Origin of the sequence: Aeromonas sobria (assembly GCF_050266975.1) — a bacterium.
Taxonomy (GTDB): Bacteria; Pseudomonadota; Gammaproteobacteria; order Enterobacterales; family Aeromonadaceae; genus Aeromonas; species Aeromonas sobria_B.
In genome coordinates, this window is sequence record NZ_JBKISU010000005.1 from 1 (window position 1) to 23,248 (window position 23,248).

The 23,248-nt window shown below is 59.7% G+C and carries 17 protein-coding genes and 3 pseudogenes; 6 read left to right on the forward strand and 14 right to left on the reverse strand.

Features of this window, described 5'->3' with window-relative positions; all coding sequences use genetic code 11:
- Positions 1–127: 127 nt before the first annotated feature.
- Positions 128–682: pseudogene (gene tssI, locus ACLHZ1_RS03990) on the forward strand (type VI secretion system tip protein TssI/VgrG); the annotation flags it as partial.
- Between the two features lie 26 nt (positions 683–708).
- Here the strand turns inward: tssI and ACLHZ1_RS03995 are convergent.
- From ACLHZ1_RS03995 to ACLHZ1_RS04005, 3 genes are all read right to left on the reverse strand, one after another.
- The gene (locus ACLHZ1_RS03995; protein ID WP_427261059.1) at positions 709–1,110 is read right to left on the reverse strand and encodes an H-NS family nucleoid-associated regulatory protein; all 402 of its coding nucleotides are present in this window, start codon (positions 1,108–1,110) and stop codon (positions 709–711) included.
- Positions 1,111–1,272: 162 nt separating this feature from the next.
- Positions 1,273–2,034, reverse strand: coding sequence for an inovirus Gp2 family protein (locus ACLHZ1_RS04000; RefSeq protein ID WP_427261060.1), 762 nt, complete (start codon positions 2,032–2,034; stop codon positions 1,273–1,275).
- A gap of 363 nt (positions 2,035–2,397) precedes the next feature.
- A complete protein-coding gene (locus ACLHZ1_RS04005; protein WP_427261061.1) occupies positions 2,398–2,577 on the reverse strand; it encodes a helix-turn-helix transcriptional regulator in 180 nt (59 codons plus the stop codon).
- 331 nt (positions 2,578–2,908) lie between these two features.
- Here ACLHZ1_RS04005 and ACLHZ1_RS04010 point away from each other — a divergent pair, with 331 nt between their 5' ends.
- Entirely contained in the window at positions 2,909–3,874 is a 966-nt protein-coding gene (locus tag ACLHZ1_RS04010; protein ID WP_427261062.1) for a hypothetical protein, read from the forward strand.
- A 147-nt stretch (positions 3,875–4,021) separates the two neighbouring features.
- On the opposite strand, the gene ACLHZ1_RS04015 is transcribed toward ACLHZ1_RS04010, so the two are convergent.
- The 6 genes and pseudogenes from ACLHZ1_RS04015 to ACLHZ1_RS04040 all read right to left on the reverse strand — a co-directional run bounded on the left by ACLHZ1_RS04015 (position 4,022) and on the right by ACLHZ1_RS04040 (position 11,587).
- Positions 4,022–5,347 carry a tyrosine-type recombinase/integrase gene (locus ACLHZ1_RS04015; protein ID WP_427261063.1) on the reverse strand — a complete coding sequence of 442 codons (1,326 nt, stop codon included), beginning with the start codon at positions 5,345–5,347 and terminating at the stop codon, positions 4,022–4,024.
- A gap of 329 nt (positions 5,348–5,676) precedes the next feature.
- Entirely contained in the window at positions 5,677–6,903 is a 1,227-nt protein-coding gene (locus ACLHZ1_RS04020; RefSeq protein ID WP_427261064.1) for an aromatic amino acid transporter, read from the reverse strand.
- Between the two features lie 252 nt (positions 6,904–7,155).
- A pseudogene (locus ACLHZ1_RS04025) lies at positions 7,156–8,371 on the reverse strand (aromatic amino acid transporter).
- Between the two features lie 69 nt (positions 8,372–8,440).
- A complete protein-coding gene (gene tnaA, locus ACLHZ1_RS04030) occupies positions 8,441–9,907 on the reverse strand; it encodes a tryptophanase (protein WP_427261065.1) in 1,467 nt (488 codons plus the stop codon).
- 202 nt (positions 9,908–10,109) lie between these two features.
- On the reverse strand, positions 10,110–10,226 hold the full coding sequence (tnaC, locus tag ACLHZ1_RS04035; RefSeq protein WP_111873301.1) for a tryptophanase leader peptide: 117 nt from the start codon (positions 10,224–10,226) through the stop codon (positions 10,110–10,112).
- Positions 10,227–10,369: 143 nt separating this feature from the next.
- The gene (locus ACLHZ1_RS04040) at positions 10,370–11,587 is read right to left on the reverse strand and encodes a 4Fe-4S binding protein (protein ID WP_427261066.1); all 1,218 of its coding nucleotides are present in this window, start codon (positions 11,585–11,587) and stop codon (positions 10,370–10,372) included.
- A gap of 396 nt (positions 11,588–11,983) precedes the next feature.
- Here ACLHZ1_RS04040 and ppk2 point away from each other — a divergent pair, with 396 nt between their 5' ends.
- The gene (gene ppk2 / locus ACLHZ1_RS04045; protein ID WP_427261067.1) at positions 11,984–12,814 is read left to right on the forward strand and encodes a polyphosphate kinase 2; all 831 of its coding nucleotides are present in this window, start codon (positions 11,984–11,986) and stop codon (positions 12,812–12,814) included.
- Positions 12,815–12,864: 50 nt separating this feature from the next.
- Here ppk2 and ACLHZ1_RS04050 read toward each other — a convergent pair whose 3' ends face one another.
- From ACLHZ1_RS04050 to norV, 4 genes are all read right to left on the reverse strand, one after another.
- Positions 12,865–14,427 carry a SulP family inorganic anion transporter gene (locus ACLHZ1_RS04050; protein WP_427261068.1) on the reverse strand — a complete coding sequence of 521 codons (1,563 nt, stop codon included), beginning with the start codon at positions 14,425–14,427 and terminating at the stop codon, positions 12,865–12,867.
- Positions 14,428–14,826: 399 nt separating this feature from the next.
- The gene (locus ACLHZ1_RS04055; RefSeq protein WP_427261069.1) at positions 14,827–15,168 is read right to left on the reverse strand and encodes a DUF1971 domain-containing protein; all 342 of its coding nucleotides are present in this window, start codon (positions 15,166–15,168) and stop codon (positions 14,827–14,829) included.
- Between the two features lie 51 nt (positions 15,169–15,219).
- Entirely contained in the window at positions 15,220–16,386 is a 1,167-nt protein-coding gene (gene norW / locus ACLHZ1_RS04060) for an NADH:flavorubredoxin reductase NorW (RefSeq protein ID WP_427261070.1), read from the reverse strand.
- On the reverse strand, positions 16,383–17,864 hold the full coding sequence (norV, locus tag ACLHZ1_RS04065) for an anaerobic nitric oxide reductase flavorubredoxin (protein ID WP_427261071.1): 1,482 nt from the start codon (positions 17,862–17,864) through the stop codon (positions 16,383–16,385). The genes norW and norV overlap by 4 nt, the downstream gene beginning before the upstream one ends.
- 171 nt (positions 17,865–18,035) lie before the next feature.
- Here norV and norR point away from each other — a divergent pair, with 171 nt between their 5' ends.
- Positions 18,036–19,559: a nitric oxide reductase transcriptional regulator NorR gene (gene norR / locus ACLHZ1_RS04070; protein ID WP_427261072.1), complete on the forward strand. Its 1,524-nt coding sequence runs from the start codon at positions 18,036–18,038 to the stop codon at positions 19,557–19,559.
- Positions 19,560–19,626: 67 nt separating this feature from the next.
- On the opposite strand, the pseudogene ACLHZ1_RS04075 reads toward norR, so the two are convergent.
- Positions 19,627–19,785: pseudogene (locus ACLHZ1_RS04075) on the reverse strand (transcriptional repressor PurR); the annotation flags it as partial.
- A gap of 215 nt (positions 19,786–20,000) precedes the next feature.
- Between ACLHZ1_RS04075 and ACLHZ1_RS04080 the strand changes: the two are divergent.
- Positions 20,001–21,173 (forward strand): MFS transporter, encoded by a 1,173-nt coding sequence (locus tag ACLHZ1_RS04080; RefSeq protein ID WP_427261073.1) that lies wholly within the window; start codon positions 20,001–20,003, stop codon positions 21,171–21,173.
- Between the two features lie 53 nt (positions 21,174–21,226).
- Positions 21,227–23,209, forward strand: coding sequence for a siderophore amonabactin TonB-dependent receptor (locus ACLHZ1_RS04085; protein WP_427261074.1), 1,983 nt, complete (start codon positions 21,227–21,229; stop codon positions 23,207–23,209).
- The last annotated feature ends 39 nt before the right edge of the window (positions 23,210–23,248 follow it).

Sequence of the window (23,248 nt, forward strand, 5' to 3'; positions counted from 1 at the left end):
ACCAAGGATGCGGCTTCCAGTTTGAATTCAGCAGTAAATGAGCGACGTAATCTGGTCATTGAACACCTCAGGTCTGGGTGGCGACTGTACCACCTAAAATGGTGTCCGGGATGATTAGACCACTACATACAACGGCGAGCTGCAACGCCGGGTATGCGGCGTAGTGAGCGAGTTTGCGCAAGGGGACAGTGGCTTTCGCCGCACCCGTTACACACTGGAGGTGAAACCGGCCTTGTGGCGATTGGGATTGCGCCAAAACTCCCGCATCTTCCAGGCGCAAAAGCCTGATGAAATCCTCAGCATCCTGCTGCAAGAACACGGCATCACCGATTACGCCTTTGCGCTCAAGAACGAGCACGCCCAGCGAGAGTATTGTGTCCAATACCGGGAGACTGACCTCGAGTTCGTCAACCGCCTTGCTGCCGAAGAGGGGCTGTTCTACTTCCACGAATTCGAGCAAGGTAAGCATCGCATTGTCTTTGCCGACGATGCTGCAGCATTAACCGCTGGTCCCGAGCTGTTCTTCAACCTCGGCAACCGCTTGCTGGAACAAGGCCCCTACGTGCGCCAGTTCCACTACCGCGAATCAGTCCGCCCCGCAGAGGTAGAGCTCAAAGACTACAGCTTCAAGACCCCGGCTTACAGCCTCTCCCAGAAGAAGATGGGGAGCGGACTAGGCCACATCAATATTCGATGCGGCCCGTACGTTTAGATGAGGAACTCGTCCAGCTGACGGCCCTGCTCGAGCTGCTCAGCCAGGAACTTGGGCGTGCGGCCCTGACCAGTCCAGGTTTTCTCTACACCATTCTCGACATAACGGTATTTCGGGGGACGTGGCGCTCGTTTCGCTTTGGTACTGGTAGCAACGGCAGGAGCACTACCGACCAACTCAGCCGGATCAATCCCGGCATCAGCCAACATCGCTTGGAACTCAGCCAGCTTTTGTTGACGCTCAGCATTGGCTACTTGCTCTTTCTCTGCGAGTTCCAGGCGCTCCAGATAAATCGCTTCGATTTTCTCGTGAGCTTCTTTGACTTGCTCCAGGGACAACTCGCGCATTGCAGCGCGCAGACTGCGGATGTTCAACATCACTTTCAAAAATTCACTCATATATAATCCCTGATGGAATATTGGTATTCGCCATAGAACACTGGCAGTAACGGATATGTTCAAGCAATGCATTATAACAACGACCAAATTCAAGTTGCAAAGCATTCAGTGTCACTCACATAACAGGGGCTTGCCTAGTGCCCCCTCAATTATAGTAGTAAATTAAATACAAGCCTTGCCTATTAGCAAGCTACGACCAAAGTTACGTTCGCCTGGCACTTTAGAGTGCAATTTAAAGAGATACGCAATTCTCAGTAAGAATCCTCGATACGCTACGCTATCCATTGTCGCAGAGTGGCGCTCAAGCCAATATACTCCACTCTCAGGGAAGTGCACTACATGAGCATAATCAGGGAACGAAAGCTTTAATGCACTACACCACGCTTTCCGTATTCTCGTAGCCATATTAACCGCATCGAAATCGGCGTAGTTACCTAAGTAAGCATAGACGTCTTTATTGAAAAGTAAGACTGCGTGATAATGAGGATAGGCGCTTACAACCTGCTCCTTTACCCAGATATAACCAAAAGGGTCTGGACCACCAAGCTTACCTTTACTGCGATGGACTGCCAACAACTGACTTTTAAGCGACTCAAAGAAGCGCGTAATCGCTTTAGGCTCTGTTCTCGGAAAACAAGTCGGTACATCAGGGTCATCAGCCAACGTCATCTGAGGAAAGTGCAAATCAACACGCATCGCACAAACTCGAGGGTATTTGCTCAGAAAGTCATTCACCACGCCCACAGCGAGATTAAACTGCTCACTTGAAATCTCACCATACATTTTCTCAGCCTCTGCAAGCAAGTTTCCGATATCATCGGAAACTACACGACACCCATTACTGAAATTCATAACCTCTCCTTTATGCGTGGGATTGCCCCACGCTAATTTCATGCTACTGACATTAAAATCCTTGAGTGTCATTCCACTCATTAATTGGAAGGGTTATGTTAAAATTTATTATCAAGCAGTGGCGCTCGTGAGTTATCATAGCCTCAGCTTTTCAAATACACAGAATGGCTTGTGTCTATCGCACAAGCTCCACTGATTGGATATTGGCATCTGATGTTTTAGATGAATACTCATTTTGCATCTTAATGTTAACTCATTACCTCTAACACATTACTTCTTATTTCTTACTCCCCTCACCTCTAACACTTGGTTACTTATGTAATACTATTACCGAACTCGGTGATTGAAATAAATCACCGAGAACACAGATAAGACATTCAACAATTCCCATCATTCATTGATGTGTAAAGGCCACGCATCACTCTGAACTTAGCCTTAACTCCTCGCTAATGCTTTGAGCTCAATCCATTCAATTATCTCACTCAGCTTCCAAGCGACAGCCTTAGCCCCCAAATGAATGGCACAAGGAAACTTCCCGTTCTTCATTAACCGATAAATGGTTGCTTTGGATAAGGTTGTCATCTCAACAACTTCTTTAAGCTTTATTAGTTTCATGTTCTTAATCCGGCTATTGGTTCATAGCTAGACCAGCAATGTAATCATTTACATGATGTTGCCAGACATGCCCCATGCCTGAGATGACAATGAGCATGATGCCCCCACTTAACACTGACGATACCCCCTCCTAACAGCTCAGCGACACGTGACAGATAAGAAGACCCTTAGTAACATGAACAAATCCGCTAGCAAGAAGCTAATACATTAGGGTACTCAGCATGAAAAACATGACTGAAAACCACACACTAAACACGACTACATCTCGACAAGAACACAGCAGGAGTGGTACACATAACACTACATAGTAGAATCATGGATATCTAACGACATGACAATTTACGATAATGGCATTGATGTAAGTATTTTAAAAAAATTGGATGACAAAATATTTGTGGATTATCTCTGGTATAGAACGGGCCAAATTAATAATGTAATAGTAACGAATGCGCCATCCCGCGATTCACTGGAAAAAGCTTTAAAAAACGCTTGCACCACATCTAACGCCCAAGCATTTATGAATAACCACAGCGTTAGGGATGAACGTTCTTTTGGACTTGAGAGATGGGTTGATAGTTTAGCAAGCGAGTTTTCATCTAATTGCCTTATTGAGGAACATTATGACTGGCTGGATAAAAAGCATATCCGACTTCATTGCTTCATATGGAGACTAATGAGCCACATAGGCTTAAATGAAAATAGAGAACAATGGCCAGTTAAAACCTACAATTTTATTTTTCACTCATCAATATTGGATGAGAATTTAAAAACCTGTGTAAATATTGATACCAAACTAAGTGGCATCGTTAGCAAACCATATATAATATCAACTATCAACAGAGCTCCTTGCAATAAAGTTGAAAAGGAAAATCTTACGCGCAAATTATTTTGTTTTTCAGAAGCGGCAATGAAAAACAATGAGGTTTTATTTTGGTTTAAAAAAGATTATAAAGAAAAAGTGATTTGGTTATGCAACTACCTGGAACACAATAAGTCGAACTATACCCCCCTGGTTATAAATGGCTCATCTATGCAAAAGGATGACCTGATTTCATTTTTTGATGTATTAAGTGTTATTAATTTTGACAAGTATAAATTATTGGTTTCCAACATGAAGAAATCTTGGAATCAAAAAATATATCGAGACAAAAACTCAAATAAAAAACAATACAGCATTAATATGAGCAAAGATATTGGAGATATTCTTGATAAGCTCAGTTTGGCTCAAAATGAAAATAAGAATACAATCGTTGAAGCACTTATCAGAGCTGAGTATGATAAAATAGTGAGAACTTGAATCTCACAATTAAATAGCTATAAAGGCTTTAACTTTTAACCATTGAAGAACATTTGGATAATATTAAAGTGTTTTCAGTGCAAACAAAATAAAAATGGACTAAACCATTAAATGGTTTAGTCCATCGTTCAACATTATCATAGCTACTTATTTTCTATTAAAACTCACTTTCACAACGTTCTTGAATGCTGCTTCAGCAACAGGATCTTGCATCACCTCATCGGCTATCAATCGGCCCCAATTAACCCATACAAGGCGGGTTTTTTCGGTATGCCGTGAACGATGATAAGTTCTAACAAGTTTATTAATTGGCGTATGGTTCAAGCAAAGCTCAATAACTCTTTCCTCTGTATCCAGTCTTTCCGCCCAGTTAGTCGCCGCACTACGTCGCAAATCATGGACAGTAAATGGTACCATATCAGGTAGACATCGCACGATGAATCTTCTTAGTGCTCGTGTAATTGAATCGACCAAAATCGGCTCTATCTCATCTGCTTTTAAACGGTCAGATTCGAATACGAAATCACCATTGGCATACTGTTCCTGCTCTTCAATTACTGATCTAGCTTGAGGAGAAATAAAGACCGTATGCGCTCTACCATTTTTCGTTTCTGGTATGGTCCATATATCATCCTTGATCTGTGAAAAACGCATATTAGCGACTTCACTTCTACGACATCCAGTCAGTATCAATAACTTGATCGCATTCGCTGCGGGTAGAGAAATAGTGGCATGGCGAGAAACACCCCGCCCTCCAGCAGCCAAGCTGCCACCACTTCCAAGATCCTCATCAATGGCCTTCCATAGCCTGCGCAATTCGGGGACTGTCAGCCATCTCTCTCTTGGCGAACCGGCACTGGCACCAAAATCTTTTGGTCGCAACAATCTTGCAGGGTTGGCCTCGATCAGACAGTGAACCACCGCATAATCCAACATCTGGTTCAGCGTTCCCAACCCTTTACGGGTTTCGTCTTTTGTTGCGCGCCTAGTTATCTCTAACGCTTGTGCCAAGTGGGCACGAGTCAGATCGATTAAGCGAATATTGCCCAGGGTCTTCTTGAGATGACGATTCCAACGCTCCTGATGACATTGGAGGGTTTTTGGTTTGACGACCTGAGCAACACGTTGCGCATCGAGCCATCGTCCGAGTAACTCATCCATCGTCAGAGCCGTTTCATTTTTAGCCTTTTCTTGCGCCGCAAACTTGGTGGGATCAATGCCCCGCTTCACAAGCTGCACGGCTTTCCCATGCTCCTCTCTGGCTTTAGCCAGAGTCAGGGCAGGATAACTCCCCAGCAACAATTCGCCTTCAGTACCACCAATCTTGAAGCGATATACAAAACGCTTGAGGCCACTTTCACGGATTTCTATCTTGAGCCCACCACCATGCTTCGATTGAATCGCATAGCGTTTCACTTTAACCCCTTCAACTGGCTTGAGTGACGAGACCTCCAAGTCTTTACTTATTGCCATCCGTACCCCTCCTCGTACCCCTCTAACGCAGTGCATTGGAGTGAGACTTTATGAAACCACTGGATACGAGCATATTAAGTAACACACTGTTTTTAATCAAAATAAAATCTCATATAAAACCAACTGATTCTATATGAAACTAATAACAACTAGACTCCTAAGGGACAGGCCACTGGTTCGAATCCAGTCGGGAGCACCATGATTTTCAAGGCCCCACCCTCGCAAGAGGGTGGGGCCTTGTGCTTTTTGGCTCTCACAGGTGCCGCCAGCGGCCATGAAAAACGGCGCCTGATGGCGCCGTTTTATCCCTTCCCCAGCAGTGGGGAGGATCAGCCGGTGTAGGCGGGCAGCAGCCCCGCCATGTTGAGCAGGTGGAAGGCGGCGGTCAGCACGCCAAACAGGATCACCCCACCAATCATGACCACGCCGCCCGGAGCACGAAAACCCTGGGGCTGGGCGTCGGCGTGGCCCTTGCCGGCACGCACCTTCCAGGCCAGCAGCGGCGGAATGATGCAGGTCCACAGGGTCGCCACGGCCCCCGCATAGCCGATGGCGATCAGGAAGCCGAACGGGAACAGCAGGGAGAGCAGCAGGGGCGGCAGGAAGGTCACCCCCCAGGACTTGGCGCGGCCGGCGCGGCTGTTGTCGAACTTGAACAAGTCCGCCAGGTAGTCGAACACCCCCAGACCCACCCCGATGAAGGAGGAGAGGATGGCCGCCATGGAGAAGCCGTTCAGGGCATTGGCCACCGCCTTGGACTCGATGACAGAGCCCAGCGCCTTGAGCAGGGCATCCACGTTGCCGCCCTGCTCGATCACAGGGCCGAACTCGCTGCGGGGCAGGTTGCCGAACACGCTCACCAGCCAGATAAGATAGAAGGTGAGCGCGATGACGGTCCCTCCCAGGATGGCGCGGCTGGCGCGGCGCTCCTCGCCGTAGTAGGCGCGCATGGAGGAGACGGAGTGGTGATAGCCGAACGAGGTGAGCGCCACCGGCAGCATCACCAGGGCATAGGGGGCGTAGCTGACTTCACTGCCGACCCGGTCGAGCAAGAGATCGAGGCGAATGTTCAGCGACAGGCCAGAGATGCCGAACACGAAGCTCAGCCCCATCAGGATCACCAGCAGCACAGAGATGCGGTCCACCGCCCGGGTGGAGTGCCACACCAGCAGGGAGAAGACCAGGGTAAAGAGGATGGAGCCCAGCTGGCTGCCCATCCCCGTCATGCCGTCGATGATGAGGCCGGCCGAGGTGATGTAGGCGTAGAGCAGGATGCCGCCGACGAAGTAGACGCTCAGGTTGTTGAGGGCGTTGACCTTCTCCCCCAGCAGATCCCGAGTCACGGTATCGAAGGATACCCGCAGCGGGTAGCCCTTGTAGGACTCGAGCAGCATCCAGCCGGAGACCGTCATCACCACCATGGTCAGCACCACGGCGAGCACGGACCAGAGGGTCCAGGCCCCCGCCCCCGCACTCGGCAAGCCCAGCATGCCGGCCCCCACACAGACGCCGGCAATGATGCATGCCCCGCCCACCAACGATGGTTTCTGTTCCATTACTCCCCCAAACGGATTGTCGACTGGTCACGGCACACCGCCGCGCTTCTCCTGCGTTCGCCAGTGCTGGCGACGGGGGACTTTACCCTGCATGCCTTCGGGTATCAAATCCGGGGGCAAAATGGGGCCAGGTCAGCTCGCAATCTCCCTTGGCCTGGCGGCGAAAGCGGCAGGGGTCGCCTCTCTCGTCCACTCTGACGACCGGGGTCGCCGCCATAGAGGGCAAACGGCGCCTCCCCCCCCAGTCCTGGCTCAGCCCCCGTACACCGGCAAGATGCCCGCCATGGCCATCAGGTGGAAGATGGCGGTGAGCACCCCGAAGACGATGACGGCCACCACCATGGGTTGGCCGCCGGGTGCCTTGAACCCAACCTCGTCCGGGGCCTGCTCCCGGGACTTCTTCGCCAGCAGGGCCGGGATGATGCAGGCCCAGACGGTCGCCGCGGCCCCGGCATAGCCGATGGTCACCACGAAGCCGAACGGGAACATCAGGGAGAGCGCCAGGGGGGGCAGGAAGGTCACCGCCCAGGACTTGGCACGGCCCTGGCGGCTGTTGTCGAACTTGAACAGATCCGCCAAATAGTCGAACACCCCCAGGCCCACCCCGATGAAGGAGGAGAGGATGGCCGCCATGGAGAAGAGGTGGATGGCGCTCGATACCCGCCTGGACTCTATCACCGAGGCCAGCGCCCCGAGCAGCACGTCCACGTCGCCCCCCTTGGCGATGACGGGACCGAAGGCGGGGCGAGGCAGGTTGCCGAAGATACTGAGCAGCCACAGCAGATAGAGCGCCAGGGCGATCAGGGTGCCCCCCAGGATCGCCTGCCTGGCTTTCTGCTCCTCGCCGTAATAGGCGCGCATCGAGGCCACCGAGTGGTGATAGCCGAAGGAGGTGAGTGCCACCGGCAGCATGGCCAGGGCGTAGGGGGCGCGGCCCAGCTCCTCGGCGAAGGAGTTGAACAGCTTGGCGGTGTCCACCTTGCTGGCAAGCCCGGAGATTCCGAACACGAAGCTCAGCACCATAAAGACGATCAGCACGACCGAAATCCGGTCCACCGCCCGGGTCGAATGCCAGACGAAGCAGGAGAACACCAGCACGAACAGGACGGACGCCAGCTGGCTGTCGATGCCGAGCAGGCCCCCCCAGGATGAGACCCGACGAGGTGATATAGGCATAGAGCAAAATGCCGCCCACGAAATAGACGGTCAGATTGTTGAAGAAATTGATCCTGTGACCGAGCAGATCCCGGGTCACCGAGTTGAAGGAGGCGGTCAATGCGTAGGGTTTCAGGGCTTCCAGCAGCATCCAGCCTGAAACCGTCATGACGACCATGGTGAGCATGATGGCGAGGGTTGACCAGCTGGTCCAGGCCCCGGCTCCCGCGCTTGGCAGCCCCAGCATGCCGGCGCCGACACAGACGCTGGCAATGATGCAGGCCCCTCCGATGACGGACGGTGTTGATGTCATGTGTTGTCACTCCCGAAATTTCACAGAGCTGTGAAAAAAAGGGGCACCCAACAAGGTGCCCCTGACTCGTCATGCTTCTATCAATTTTTTCTGCGTCTTGCCCGCTGACGGGTCGTTATGCTCGACCTCTTTCAGTCTGGCGGTGAAGTGGCGCAGCACGGCCGGCTCATAGATGAAGTCCAGCCCCTTCACCCGGTGGGCGTTCTTCTTCACCTCGCCGAAGGCCTCGATGACAAAGTCCATGTGGGTCTGGGTATAGGTGGCACGGGGGATGGTCAGGCGCAGCAGCTCCGCCGGACAGGGGTGCTGCTTGCCGGTGGCGGGATCGCGCCCCAGCAGCAATGAGCCTATCTCCACCGCGCGGATGCCCGCCACCTTGTAGAGCTCGCACGCCAGGGCATGGGCCGGGAACTGATCCGCCGGGATGTGGGGCAGCAGCTTGCCCGCATCCACGAAGGCCGCATGGCCCCCCGCCTGCTGGCACACCACGCCGATGGCCTCCAGTCCGTCCACCAGGTACTGCACCTGGCCGATGCGATAGGCCAGCCAGTCCTGGCGCATGCCGTCCCGCAGACCCACCGCCAGGCGCTCCATGGCGCCCCCTTCCAGACCGCCATAGGTCGGGAAGCCCTCCTGCACCACGCACAGGGTGCGGCACTCGGTGTAGACATCCAGCATGCTGTCATCCTTGAAGCACAATAGCCCCCCCATCTGCACCATGGCATCTTTCTTCGCCGACATGGCGAGGCCGTCCGCGTACTGGTAGGCCTTTTTGGTGATCTCCTCAATAGACCAGTTCGCGTAGCCGGATTCCCGCTGCTGGATGAAGTAGGCGTTCTCGGCGAAGCGGGCCGAATCCATGATGACGGGGATGTCGTACTTTCTGGCGATCTCGTAGACCGCCTTCAGGTTGGCAATCGACACCGGCTGGCCCCCGGCGGAGTTGCAGGTGATGGTGCTGACGATGTAGGGCACGTTGGCAGGATCCGCCTCCAGGATGGCCTCCTCCAGCTTGGCCAGATCGAAGTTGCCCTTGAAGTCGGCGGTGACCGAGGTGTCGAACGCCTCCCTGGTGTAGACGTTCTTCGCCACGCAGCAGTTGATCTGGGTGTGGCCCTGGGTGGTGTCGAAGAAATAGTTGGAGAGCGCCACCATCTTCTTGCGATCCAGCCCCTTCTCCTGCTCCCGCTTCTTGATGAGCACGGGGATGTAGATCTGCTCGGCGCCGCGCCCCTGGTGGGTGGGGATGGTCAGCGAATAGCCGAAGATCTCCTGCACCGCCTGCTGCAGGGCATAGTAGCTGCGGCTGCCGCTGTAGGCCTCGTCGCCGCGCAGCATGGCGGCCTGCATGTCCTGGGTGATGGCGCCGGTGCCGCTGTCTGTCAGCAGGTCGATGAAGACATCTTCGCTGTCCAGCAGGAAGGGGTTCATGCCTGCCCGGACGATGGCCTCTTCCCGGTAGGCGCGGGTAGTGCGCTTGACCGGCTCGATGACGCGAATACGGAAGGGTTCGGGCAGATGCTTGAAGTTTTCCATAATATAAACACCCCAGATTTGAATATTCAGAATGAGTCTCTTCCCCCGCCGAAAATATAATATCCGGCAGGTAGGAAATATTGAAAATGGGTGCACGACATGGCCTCGCCAGAATAAACAGGCGAAGACGGGTGCAGCTATTTCAGTTCAGGAATGGAGGCGAGCTCGTGGCATGGCAGGCATGCCGCGCCGCCGCGGGGAATTACAGCGGGAAGAAGAACGCGATCTTGTGATCCAGGGTAAACCACTTGGGATAGCTGACCTTGATATTCATGTTGTTGCTCATCCAATTGAAATTAACAACGCCAAATAACAGCATCCATTATGGTGGGGAGCGCTATAGGATCAATTGCAATATGAGCAAAGTGGGATGGCGCTAACAATTTGGCGGGGGATTTTTATACAGCTTATTATCGCCAATCCAAAAGATCCCCCCATCATCCACCTTTTGCCCTTTCCCCCTCAGTGGCTCAACCAGGGCAGCCGTTGCAGCAGCTCGTAGCGGTCAGGGATCGGCGTCTGGCTGACCCAGAGATCCAGCAGGCCGTAGGAGAGCAGCGGCAACACCAGCAGCAACAGGCAGAGCAGCCCCAGCAGCTGGCGGGGGGCAAGCCTGCGTGCCCTGCTGCCCAGGTGCAGCGCATCGGCGCTTTTGGGGCAGGCGGCGACACAGCTCAGACAGCTGGTGCACTCGAGACTGCGCACCGCCATGAGCTGGTGCACCTGGATGCGGGACGGGCAGGCCCGGCTGCACTTGTCACAGTCGTGGCCCTGGCTTCGCAGGCAGCGGACCGGGTCGCGGCGAATGCGCAGCGGTGTCAGCAGGCCGAGTAAAGAGAGCCAGGCGCCATAAGGGCACAGATAACGGCAAAACCCCTGGCGGAAGCTGGCGGTGAGCAGCAGCACCCAGCCAAGGCACAGACCCGAGATCAGGTTCAAATTGAAGAAGAAGGCCCCCATCTTCATGTCCGCCGCCTGATGATAGGGGCTGGCCAGATAGCCGGGCAGGGCGGCGGCGGGTACCGCCAGCAATATGATGAAGAGCAGAAAGCCGAGCACCAGAAACTTCTGGCCGCGCAACACGGCATCGAGCCAGCGCGGCGGGGTCCACTCCCCCGGCAACAGACGCGAGCGCAGGCCGTGCAGCCACTCTCCCGCGAGGCCAAGGGGGCAGAACCAGGCACAAAACGCCCGACCCAGCAGCAGGGTCGACAGGGATAGCACCAGCACGGTGACGGTGGCCGCCGGATGGTGCGGGTCCGCCAGCCCCTGTCCGAGCCAGGCCCGCAGCCCGAGTCCGCCTGCGATGGGCAGGAAACCGTCCACCACGTCTGGGCGCACCAGCCAGGGGGGTATCCCCTGCCCCAGTTGCCAGACGTGCAGGCCGTACTGCACCGTCACCAGCCCCCAGCAGAGCAGCAGCAAGTGCCGCGTGCGCCCCCGCAGCCACTGGCCGTCGAGCGCCTCGAGGGCGGGCAGCGGCCGATAACGGTGCCAGAGGGCGAGCGCGGCGGCCACCAGCCCCAGGCCGAGCCAGAGCAGGCTGTCCGCCACCAGCAACCAGAGCATGAGCAGCAGGCCGAGGGCGAGGCGCCACGGCCAGCCGCTACGCCCCTGCCAGGCCAGCAGCACCAGATAGACCAGGCCGGCGGCCATGGTCACGGCTTCGATCAGGCTCATGCATCTCCCTCATAGCACTCATTCGGATAAGGGGGCAGGATAACGAACATCTGAGTTGATTATTTTGATCTGCATGGGCAGAGGGAGCCATTCACCCGGATTGGCCCCGCTCGTGTTCACCCTTTGCGGCTGTGGAACAGCGGCTGGTCCGATTCGGCCTGCTCGGCCCAGCAGTGGATATTGAAGCGGCCTGTTCCGACGGTTCAATGCTGTGACCGGGGCAAAACGACCAGGCCAGCTGATGGGCCTGCGCGAAGAGAGTGCAGGACTATCCATGATCTCGATCATCCCCCTCCCCCTCTTGTGCCTTGCGCGAAAGGGGCTTCATCTACGCTTGAAGTGCGCCGTCCGGGATGACGGCCACTCCCCATCCGTTTGAGACAAAAGAAGGACATCATGGCCAACAAGAAAAAAGGCAAGGCAGAACAAGCACAATCGGTACCGGTCACCGAGCCCAAGCCCCTTGGCAACAAGGCATACGAGAAGGAGCTGCGTCGCCTGCACGTGGAGCTGGTGAAGCTGCAGCAGTGGGTGGTGCACAAGGGACTCAAGGTCTGCATAGTGTTCGAGGGGCGCGACGGCGCCGGCAAGGGGGGCACCATCAAGGCGATCACCGAGCGGGTCAGCCCCCGGGTCTTTCGTGTCATCGCGCTGCCGGCTCCTACCGAGCGGGAGAAGAGCCAGCTCTATTTCCAGCGCTATATCCCCCACCTGCCGGCGGCGGGGGAGATCGTCATCTTCGATCGCAGCTGGTACAACAGGGCCGGGGTGGAGCGCGTCATGGGCTTTTGCAGCCAGGAGGCGAGCGATAAATTCCTGGCGGGGGCCCCCATGGTGGAACAGGCCATGGTCGACTCTGGCATCATACTGCTGAAGTACTGGCTGGAGGTGACCCCGGAAGAGCAGGAGCGGCGGCTGAGGGATCGCATCGACGATGGCCGCAAGATCTGGAAGCTCTCCCCCATGGACATCAAGTCCTTCGATCGCTGGGATGACTACACCCGGGCGCGGGATGCCATGTTCACCGCCACCGACACCGCCTGGGCCCCCTGGTTTGTGGCCCGCTCCGAGGACAAGAAGCGGGTGCGGCTCAACATCATCTCCCACCTGCTGAGCCACGTGCCCTACGAGGCGCTGCCGGCCGAGCCGGTCAAGCTGCCCAGGCGCAAGATTGGCAAGGTCAAGGCCTCGGAGCACCCGTTCCGGGTGATCCCGGAACTGTTCTGATCACCGTCAAGGGGCAGCCTCTGGCTCGCCCCTTGCTCGCTCACACTCTCTCACTCCCTGCTTTGCTGATACTGGCGGATGGCCGCCCTGGCATTGAACAACATGCGGTTCGCTCCCAACTGGTCGGCCAGCCCGCTGCGGCGCACGTTCTCGAGCACCCTGGGGTTGAGCCCGGCCAGCCAGAGGCTGACCCCCTTGTCACGTACCTGCCGCTCCCCCTCCATCAACATCATCAGTGCCGAGTACTCCACGTCCTGCACCCGGCTCATGTCCAGCACCACCACCTCGGGCTGGTGAGCCTCGGTCAACTGGCGGATCTGGGCCGCCACATGCTGCACATTGATGAAGAAGAGGCGCCCCTCAGGCCGCAGAATAAGCAGGCCCGGGATCGTCTCGTCATCGGGGTGGCGGGCGGCCAGCGGCCTCAGCACATCCTCCCCGGGCTTGCGGCCAATCACATAGACGGGCGGCTGCGCCGTCTGGTTGGCGAGCCCCAGCAGGGAGGCCAGGATGGCGACCACTATCCCCTCCAGGGTGCCAAACAGCAGCACCCCCAGGCAGGCGATGGCGGCCCAGCGAAACTCCATCATGCGAATTTGCCCTATCTTGCGAAACTCCCCCGGCTGGATGAGCCCCACCGAATAGACGATGACCACCACCGCCAGGGTGGCGCTCGGCAGCCAGGAGAGCAGCGGGGCGAGGAAGATCATGGTGGCCAGCGCCATCGCGGCGGTGACGGCGGAGGCCCACTGGCTCAGGCCCCCGACGGAGCGCACCACGGCGGTCTGGGAGGTGCCGCCCCCAGCCGGCATGCTGCCGCAGAAGGCGCCCCCCAGGTTGGCCAACCCGGTGGCCACCAACTCGCGGTTAGGGTTGATCTCGGGCTCTTCCTTGCCCACGAAGGCCCGCCCTGCGGCTATGGTCTCGGTGAAGCTCATCAGCGCTATACCCGCCGCCCCCGGCAGCAGCTGCAACACCAGGGTCAGGTCCGGCATCGTCAGGGCGGGCAAGCCGGTGGGGATGCTGCCGACGATGGCGACACCCGCCTCATTCAGGCCAAAACCCCACACCAGGGCGATGCCGATGCCCACCCCCAGCAAGGGGGCGGGGGAATGGGGAAAGCGCCACTCCATGAACACCAGCACCACCAGGGTGACGAGGGCGACCCCCAGGGTCAGCCAGGAGCTCTGGGGCAGGGCCTGACCCAGGTGGTAGAGATCCAGGAAGAAGTTCTCCTTCTGGATGTGCACCCCGAACAGCTTGGGCAGCTGATCGAGGATGATCACCAGCCCGATGCCGCTCTTGAACCCCACCAGCACCGGCAGGGAGATGAAGTTGGCCACGAAGCCGAGCCGCAGCAGCGCCGCCAGCATCAGCATGGCCCCCACCAGCAGGGTCAGGGTGGCGGTCACGGTGAGCAGCCGACCGGGATCCCCATCCGGCACCACCAGTCCGAGCTGGGTGGCCGTCAGGATAGCCAGCGTGCTGGTGGAGCTGACGCTGAGCACCCGGGAGGAGCCCAGCAGGGCGTAGAGCAGCATGGGCACGAAGGCGGTGTAGAGGCCGACGGCCACCGGCAGACCGGCAGACCGGCAGACCGGCCACGCTGGCATAGGCCATGGCCTTGGGCAGCACGACGGCCGCCGCGGTGACACCGGCCAACAGGTCGGACAGGGAGCGCCTTGGCGCCGATGCGGGTGATGACATCTTATCCTCCATGATTGCTTGTCTGGCCGCACGCCGGCAGGGCATGGCGCTCAAGGGCGGCCAGGTGCCACATCCTGAGCGCCTGGCTGCGGCGGGATGCAGGCGCGGCGTCAGGGTGAAGTGTATGCGCCAGCCTGACGCCAGACTGAATACTTTCATGTCGGCAAACGGCAACCGCCCAGAAGTGGGATCTCAAACCCGCTCTGGGCGCATTCATCCCCAGTGTCAACCAGGATGAACCCTGTGTCGGCGTGAGCGGCCATCGAAGTGACAGGCCCGACCTCGCGCCTCGCGACGGAGGAAGCCTACTCTCTGCGGCTGTGGAACAGCGGCTGGTCCGATTCGGCCTGCTCGGCCCAGAAGTGGATGTTGAAGCGGGCGTCTTCCGACAGCTCGACCCTGTGCCAATACCGGGGCGGGCTGGTGGCAAACTCCCCGGCCCGGATCACCAGGGTGAGCTCGGGCTGCTCGGCCTGTTCGTCGGCAAAACCGTGGTAGGTCACGGACCCCTCCATCACGCAGAGCTGGCCGAACACCCCGGCCGCGGTGTTGTGGTGGGTGAGCAGGGCCTGGGGCACATTCTCGCGGGTGAAGAAGGGGGTGGAACGACGCACCACCCAGTGGGCGGGGATCAGGTGCAGGGACATAGAAGTTCTCCTCAAATGGCCGGGTCGACCCGGCCGGTGCAATGAAAGGGGTTAACGGGGCAGCTGACGCAGCAGCGGGAAGGCGGCGCTCATCTGATCGCCCCCCACCACGAAGCCGCAAAGCTCGCCGGCTTCGTCGCGCGCCTCGGCCACCATGCCGTGGCTGTTCCAGCGGCATTGCCAGGCGAGATCCTCACCCCGGGTGCGGCCCGCCAGTTGCAGCGGGTAGCGCGGGGTCTTCACCTTCACCAGCATGGGCGGCAGGGTCAGCGGGGTCGGCGTGCCGAGCAGGGTGCGCGCCAGCGCATTGGCTCCCAGCACGATTGGTTGCAGGAAGGGGAGCAGCTGGCCTCGCCACTGCACGCAATCCCCCAGTGCAAAGATATGGGGATCGCTGGTCTGCAGCCTGTCGTCGACCAGGATGCCGCGCTCCACCTCCAGCCCGGCCTGCCGGGCCAGGGTCAGGTTCGGCCTAAGGCCGATCGCGGCGATCACCAGATCCTGTTCGCTGACGCGGCCATCGGTCAGGGTGACGCGCCAGCCATCGCCAGGCTGGGCGTCTATCCTGGCGATGCCCAACCCGAGCTGCAGGCTGACGCCCTGGCAGCGCAGCGCCTGTTGCAACGGCTGGGTCAGGGTGGCGGGCAGCAGGGCACTGAGCGGGCTGTCGGCCAGATCCAGCAGGGTGACCTCGCGGCCATCGCTCGCCATGTCCATCGCCAGCTCGCAGCCAATGAGGCCGGCCCCCAGTACCAGGATGCGGCGGGCATGCTGGATTGCCCCCTCGGCGGCGGCGTACTCCTGCTGGCTGTTGAGGGTGACCAGATGCTCGCTGCCCGGCAGGTCGGGTCGCGCCGCGCTGGCACCGGTGGCCAGCACCAGCTGGCCGTAAGGGAACTCTCCCTGTCCGGTCAGCACCACCCGCCGGGTGGGATCTATGCCCAGTACCGGACAGTGGGGCAGCAGCGTGACGCGCTGCTGCTCGGCAAAGTCGCTGCCGCTCTGCCGGGTCATGGCGGCGGCGGCGCAGCCCCGGCTCACCACGTGGCTGAGATCCGGCTTGTTGTACTCGTCACCGCTGTCGGCGGTGATGAGACGGATGGGCTGCTCCCCATCCAGCTTGCGCAAACTCTTGACCAGCTGCTGGGCGGCAAAGCCGCTGCCGATCACCACTATCTCCCGGCTGGCACCGGCGTCACTCAGGGTTGCTGCATTCATACACAGGCCTCCGCCCCACAGGGTTCAAATACCTCCTTGCCGATGCCGCAGCCCGGACAGAGGAAGCTGTCAGGTACCTGGGCCCAGGGGGTGCCAGGTGCCACCAACTGATCCGGCTCGCCGAGAGCCGGGTCATAGACCCACTGGCAGACGGTGCAGAGCATGGGCTGGTCGTCGTCCCATTCACCGACGGCCGGTGCGGCTTGCGGCGCCTTGGCGATCACCGGGGCAGGCGTCACCGCCGTCTGAGTTGTGGTGATCGGGCGGGATGCCTCAAGCGAATGCAGCGCCCACTGACGGGCGAGCTGGCGACCGTGCTCGCGGCACTCGGCCAGGGCCGAACCATCCGGGCGCCACTTGGCCTTGAGGGAAATGCTGATGTCGAAGCCCGCGTCCATCAATCGGGTCTGGATGCGGTCCACCGCGCCGCCGGTCCAGCCGTAGCTGCCGAAGGCCGAGGCGCGCTTGTTTCTGAAGCGCAGGCCGGTGATCTCTTCGAGCATGCCCGCCACCTTGGGCATCATGACGTTGTTCATGGTGGAGGAGCCCACCAGTATCCCCTTGGAGCGGAACACCTGGGTCAGGATCTCGTTCTTGTCGTGGCGTGCCACGTTGAAGATCTTCACCGCCACGCCCGGATCCACCTCGTGGATGCCCTGGGCGATGGCGTCGGCCATCATGCGGGTGTTGTTGGACATGGAGTCGTAGAACAAGGTGATGCGATCCTCCTGATAGTGGTCGGCCCACTCCAGGTATTTGAGGATGATCTGGGTGGGATCCTCGCGCCAGACGATGCCGTGGGAGGTGGCCACCATGCTCACCGGCAGGTTGAAGCCGAGCACTTCCTTGATCTTGGCGGTCACCAGCGGGCTGAAGGGAGTAAGGATGTTGGCGTAGTAACGCTGGCACTGCTCCATCAACTCGGTCTGATCCACCTCGTCGTTGAACAGGTGTTCGTCGCAATAGTGCTGGCCGAAGGCGTCATTGGAGAACAGCACCGCATCCTCGGTCATGTAGGTCATCATGCTGTCGGGCCAGTGCAGCATGGGAGTTTCGATGAATACCAGCTGCTTGCCATTGCCGATGTCCAGGCTGTCGCCGGTCTTGACCGGGTGGAAGTTCCACTCCGGGTGGTGATGATGGCCGGTGATGGAGTCGATGGCGTTGTGGGTGCAGTAGATGGGGGTGCCGGGGATGCGGGCCATCAGCTCGGTCAGGGCGCCGGCGTGATCCTCCTCGGCGTGGTTGATCACCACATAGTCGATGGAGGCGAGATCGATCTGTGCCGCCAGGTTCTGCACGAACTCGCGGCTGAACTTGTGATCGACGGTGTCGATCAGCACGTTCTTCCCTTCGCGGATGAGGTAGCTGTTGTAGCTGGTGCCCTTGTGGGTCTTGTACTCGGTGCCGTGAAAGTCGCGTACCTCCCAGTCCCGTTGGCCGACCCAGTGGATGTTGTTTTTGACGTGAATGCTCATCAGGCAGTTCCTCAGCAGGCAATAGTGAATGTGTGACTGAATTCCCTATTGCAGCGGACGTGCCAACTCGTAACCTATTGTTTTTAATGGGAACAAAAAACCAAAATTGTCATTTGGACAGCCACTATATATAGTCATATTCACAAACAAACTGTCATTTGGACAATCATCGTGATCTCGACCGACCGCCTGGCGCGCATCGCCCTCGACCTGCAACTCGGCATCTCCCATCAGGACAGATTCCACCGCCTGATCCAGAGCGTGCGCAGCCTGCTGCACTCGGATGCCTCGGCCCTGCTGCGCTACGAGGGGGGCCAGTTCATTCCACTGGCCATCGACGGCCTGATGCAGGACGTGCTGGGGCGCCGCTTCGCCTTGCGGGATCACCCTCGCATGGAGGCCATCGCCCGCGCCGGCGACGTGGTGCGCTTCCCCGCCGACAGCAGCCTGCCCGACCCCTATGACGGCCTGCTGCCGGATCACGACGACTTCAAGGTGCACGCCTGCGTCGGCCTGCCGCTGTTCTCGGATCAGACGCTGATCGGCGCCCTGACCATAGACGGCATGAATCCGGCCCAGTTCGACGGCATCAGCGACGAGGAGCTGCGGCTGGTGGGCGCCCTGGCCGCCGCCGCCCTCAGCAACGCCCTGCTGCTGGAGCGGCTCGCCCGCCAGAGCAGCGAGCCGCTCGCCTCGACCCCCCATGCCGAGGGCCAGCCGGAGATGATAGGCCACTCCCCAGCCATGGCACGGCTGCGCCACGAGATAGACGTGGTGGCGAGCTCGGAGCTGAACGTGCTGATTTTGGGGGAGACCGGGGTCGGCAAGGAGCTGATCGCCAAGGCGGTGCATGGCGGCTCACCGCGCGCCCATGCGCCCCTGGTCTACCTCAACTGCGCCGCCCTGCCGGAATCGGTGGCGGAGAGCGAGCTGTTCGGCCACGTGAAGGGGGCCTTCACCGGCGCCATTCACCACAGGGCGGGCAAGTTCGAGCTGGCGGACAAGGGCACCCTGTTTCTCGACGAGATCGGCGAGCTCTCTCTGCCGCTGCAGGCCAAGCTGCTGCGGGTGCTGCAATACGGCGATCTGCAACGCATCGGTGACGACACCCCACTCAAGGTCAATGTGCGCATCCTGGCGGCCACCAACCGGGATCTGAAACAAGCGGTGGTCGAAGGGCAGTTCCGAGCCGACCTCTACCACCGGCTGAGCGTGTTCCCGATCCAGGCCCCGGCGCTGCGCGAGCGCCCCGGCGACATCCCCCTGCTGGCCGGTTATTTTTGCGAGCGCTGCCGCCTCGGCTTGGGGCTGGAGCAGCTGCGCATCCAGCCAGACGCCCTGGCACTGCTCGAGGGTCACGACTGGCCGGGCAATGTGCGCGAACTCGAACACGCCATCCACCGCGCCGCCGTGCTGGCCAGGGCCGAGCAGGGCAGCCCCTCACCCGCACTGGCCCCCCATCACTTCAACCTGGGGGCGACGGGCTCGCCCCTGCCCGCCGATGCCCCCCGCCAGCCAGCCCCCCAGGCCGTCCCGGGCCTGGGTCTTCGCGCCGCCACCGATCTGTTCCAGCGCCAGCTCATCGAGCAGACCCTGGCGACTCATGACGGCAACTGGGCGGCCACCGCCCGGGCGCTGGATCTGGACGGCGGCAACCTGCACCGACTCGCCAGGCGGCTCGGCCTCAAGGCCTGAGGCGCCCCAAAAACAGAAACCCCCTCGCCAGCGAGGGGGTTTCTGGTTCATGGCACTCGTGGCGCCGTCAGCCCAGGGACTTGAGCGAGCGACGAACGATAAGCTCGGGCTGCACCCTCATGGACTCGACCTCCAGGGCCTGGTTGCGGATCCGGCTCACCAGATGCTGCACCGCCAGCAGGCCCAGCTCGGCCCTGGGGTGGCGGATGATGGGGATCTGCGGGCTGGGCGGCGGGCGGCGGGGCAAAGAAGAGGCCATCTGGCGCCCACAAGGCGGCGAGAGAAGCGCCTCACAATACAAATAAAAACAATTATCATTTGTTGTCATGAAAAAAATCCTCGGATAGAATTCGGGCTCCTGTGCTCGAGAAGACTCTTGTGATCCCTTTTTTCCAGGGTGCCAGACCGGCGGCCGTCATACATTTAGCGCTGTTAATCAACATGTTATCCATGGGTAGCATGATGATGGTGATGCCCCTTGGCGCCGAGCTGGTGCTCGCCCTTGCCATGGCCCCCGAGCAGACCGGCTACTTCAGCGGGGGCGCCACCCTGGGGGCGGCCCTGGTGGGACTCCTGGCCGCCCCCTGGCTCGATCGTTTCAACCGCCGCCCGGCCCTGTTGCTGCTGCTGACCCTGCGCTTCACCCTGCTGATCGCCTGCGCCCTGGCCCAGAGCAGCCAGCAACTGCTGATCCTGTTCATTCTCTCCGGCTGCGTCGCCGGTCCCCTCTCCGCCATTCTGATGGCGGCCGTGCTGGACCTGGTGCCCCCGGCCGAGCGGGGCCGCAAGCTCGCCTATGTGGGCATGGCGTTCTCCCTGGCCGCCATCCTGATCGTGCCCATCGCCCTCACCCTCTCCCACTGGTCTGGCTGGCAGAGCCCCTTCCTGCTGCTCGGCGCCGCCGGACTGCTGCTGACCCTGGCCGCCGGGGTGCTCATTCCCTCCCTGCCGGTCAGGCAAGAGGCGGGACATGGCGGGATCTGGCGCCTGATGGCCTCCCCCCTGTGTCAGGGCGCCCTCGCCATTCTGGCGTTGCAGATGGCCGGTCACTTCCTGCTGATCCCGCACTTTGCCAACTATTTCCAGTTCAACCTCGGCTTCCCCCGCGAGCAGATTGCCAGCCTCTATCTGTGCGGCGGTCTGGCCAGCATGGCCACCATGCGTCTGTGCGGCGGCTGGATAGACAAGGGCCGCGCCATGGGCGCCATCCTGATCACCAGCCTGCTGCTGGCCCTGGTCACCCTACTCGGCTTCGCCACCCCGGTGGGGATGCCCGTCTATCTGCTGTTTACCCTCTTCATGGCCCTGAGCTCGGCCCGCGCCAGCACCACCCTCGCCATCACCGCGGCCATTCCCCCGCCCCAGCAGCGCGCCGCCTTCATGTCCTTTCAGGGCACGGTCACCAATATTGCCGCCGGGCTCGCCAGCCTGGGGTCTGCCCGCTATCTGCAATCGGATGAACAGGCCCGCCTGCTGGGCTTTGCCGACCTGGCCTGGCTCAACATCGCCTGCACCCTGCTCGCCTGCCTGGGCGTGGTGGCGCTGCTCAGGGCCCTGAGATCCACCCATAACAACAATGAGTCTGCCCCTTCGGTCAGACAAGGAAGTGAGTGAGTCTAATTACCTGTTTTTCCTCAACAATAAACACGTTAAATGGAGTTTTGACCATGCAGTTCACCCCAGGTTTTCGCTTGAACCCGCTGCAAACCAGCCTGCTCTCCCTCGGTCTGCTGGCCCTGCCGGCCCTGGCCCAGGCTGACGCGCCCAAGGCCAACGAGACCATGGTGGTCACGGCCACCCAGACCAAGCACACCGAGCTGACGGCGCCGGCCAGCGTCTCCGTGGTGACCCGCGCCGATCTGGACAAGATGAACGTCAACAACATCGGCGATGCCCTCAAGCATGTGCCCGGTGTCAACGTGGTCGGCACCAATCCCACCGGCCGCAACGAGATCAAGATCCGTGGCATGGGCGGCGACTACACCCTGCTGCTGGTCAACGGCAAGCGGGTCAACGCCCGCGAGACCCTGGGCAGCGCCTATGGCAACGACTTCGACTTGAGCTCCATCCCCATGGCCGCCATCGAGCGCATCGAGGTGATCCGTGGCCCCGTCTCCTCCCTGTACGGTGCCGATGCCCTGGGGGGCGTGGTCAACGTGATCCTGCGCCAAGCCAGGGATAAGACCGAAGCCGCCGTGGCCTACACCCACACCATGCCCACCAAGGGCGAGGGCGGTGACGCCAACCAGGGCAGCGCCTTCGTCTCCGGCTCCCTCATCGACAACACCCTGCTGGGCAGCCTGGTGGTGGAAGGCTATCAGCGTGACAACTGGAAGAGCGAGCAGAGCAACAACCCGGACGCCGATGCCCTGGAAAAACGCGAAGTGGTCAATGTGCTCTCCAGCCTGAAGTGGCTGGTGGCGGACAACCAGGACATCGATTTCGATCTGGGCTACAACCAGAACGACATGGACAGCTACTTCAACAACGTGCCTCGCGCCGCCACCGCAGTGGCGACCCCCCACAACGTGCAGGAGCTCGACCGCCTGAGCCTGGGGCTGACCCACAACGGCCGCTGGCAGCACTTCGACAGCCGGGTTCGCTACTACTTCGAACAGACCGACCTGATGGATGACTCCGAGCTCAATGGCGGCGCCGCCGATGTCACCCAGACCAACCACACGGTGGACGGTCAGGTCAGCGGCTATCTGGGAGATCACCTGCTCACCTCAGGCGCCGAGTTCCGCGACACCGAACTCGAACACAGCCGTAGCATCGCCAATGGCAGCGTCAGCGCCAACCAGAGCGCCGTCTACCTGCAAGACGAGTTCAGCCTGGGCGATCTGGCCCTGACCCTCTCCGGTCGTCTGGATCACCACGAGACCTATGGCAACGAGTTCAGCCCGCGCGCCTACGCCCTCTACTCCCTGAGCGACGAATGGGTGCTCAAGGGCGGCATCGGCAAGGCGTTCAAGGCGCCCACCCTGGCCCAGTCCAGCGAAGGCTTCGCCACCACCGCCTGCCGTGGCCGCTGCCAGGTCGTGGGCAGCGCGGATCTGAAGCCGGAAACCGCCGTCAGCTATGAATTCGGGACCGCCTACCAGGCCGATCGCTTCGGCGCCGGCGTCACCGCCTTCCACAACGAGATCGAGGATCTGATCCAGAGCGATCAGTGGCGCCCTGCCCAGGGTTACATGCCTTCCGTCATGACCTACCAGAACATCAAGAAAGCCCGCATCAAGGGGCTGGAGCTGACCGGCTGGTTCGACGTGCTGGACAATGTCAAGCTGGCGGGCAACTGGACCCTGCTGGATTCCGAGGATCGCAGCACAGGCGAGGATCTCACCAAGACTCCGGATCACACCGGCAACCTCAGCCTGGACTGGCAGGCGAGCGACGTGGTCAGCGCCAACCTGGCCTGGCAGTATGTGGGTAGTCAGTCCATGACGGTCCCGGTCAAGGGCGAGGTGCTACGCGCCAAGCACTACCAGACCCTGGACGTGAACACCAACTGGACCGTCACCCCGGCCCTGGACTTCAAGCTGGGTATCACCAACCTGACCAATACCCAGCGTGACCAGACCGCCACCGATGCCGACTTCATCCTGGAAGGTCGCAGCGTCTACGCCGGCGTAGAGTACAAGCTGTAATCCACCCTGTATGCGGGAGCCCAAGCGGGCTCCCTTTTT